Source organism: Mesorhizobium sp. M7A.T.Ca.US.000.02.2.1 (assembly GCF_003996995.1).
Taxonomy (GTDB): Bacteria; Pseudomonadota; Alphaproteobacteria; order Rhizobiales; family Rhizobiaceae; genus Mesorhizobium.
The window spans coordinates 1-1,135 of sequence record NZ_RZTT01000785.1; the positions used below are offsets into that span (position 1 = coordinate 1).

Genomic DNA, 1,135 nt, shown 5'->3' on the forward strand with positions numbered 1-1,135 from the left:
GCCTTAAGGGCGTGGCGCTGATCATCGGCCAGTCGAATTACCTGCACATCGCCGCCCTGCCCAACCCCGCCAACGACGCCCGCGACATGGCCAAGATGCTGACCGACCTTGGCTTCGACGCCCGCAGCGTCACCGACCGCGACGCCACCAAGCTGAAGCGCGACCTGGAGCGGTTCACCGAAGATGCCGACGGCGCCGATGTCGCCTTCATCTACTACTCCGGTCATGGCATCGAGGCCGGCGGCGAAAACTATCTGGTTCCGGTCGATGCCGACGTCCCGTCGCTGAAGGATGCCGACACCAGCCTTGTGCCGATATCGGCCGTCATGGAGGCATTGAAAAAGACAGTGTCGGTGAGGATGATGATGATAGATGAATGCAGCAAAAATAAAAGAAATGAGGAAGTGATGGTACGGCGCTCACCGACCGCTTCCGCCTCGCCCATAGGCGCCGGCGGGTTGGAGCCGGTGCGCGGCGCCAAGGCGCTCGGCAATGCACCGGCGGCCGACGCGAGCCTGGGTACAGTGGTCGGCTTTGCCGCAGAACCGGGTCATCCTGCACTTGATGGCGCCGCCGGCGAAAACAGCCCTTACGCGTCCGCCCTGCTGCGCCACCTCGCGGCGATGAAGGGCACCGAATTCGGCTCGGTCATGCGCATGGTGACCGAGGAGGTCTATCTCGACACAAAGGCAAAACAGCGCCCCTGGGTCAATGAAAGCCTGCGCCGGCTGCTCTATTTCGGCGTCGCGCCGGCGGAGCCGACCGGCGACGACGGGCTGATCACAGGCGAGAGGCGCCAACTCCTGCTGACGATTTCCGGCCTGCCCGACCCGAAACGGGCGCAGGTGGAACTGGCCTCGCTGCAGGAAGGCGTGCCGCTCGACGCGCTTTATGGCGTGCTGAAGGCGCTCGGCACGGAAAAGATCCCCGAAGACCCGACCGACCTGCAAAAGGTGCTCGATGCCCAGGCCGAGCGCCTGAGGAAGATGATGTCCGAGCGTGCAGCGCTGCGCACCGACGATCCGGAGATCAAACGGCTTGTCGCCTCCGCCGACAAGGCGATCGGCCAGGGCGCCATCGTGACGGCGCGCAAATTCCTCGACGATGCGGTCGGCCGGGTCGAGCAGACCAACGA

General features: G+C 64.7%; 1 protein-coding gene. It reads left to right on the forward strand.

Annotated elements, in window-relative coordinates; genetic code table 11:
* A partial coding sequence (locus tag EOD15_RS34615; protein ID WP_245463864.1) for a caspase domain-containing protein occupies window positions 1–1,135 on the forward strand: 1,135 nt, incomplete at both ends.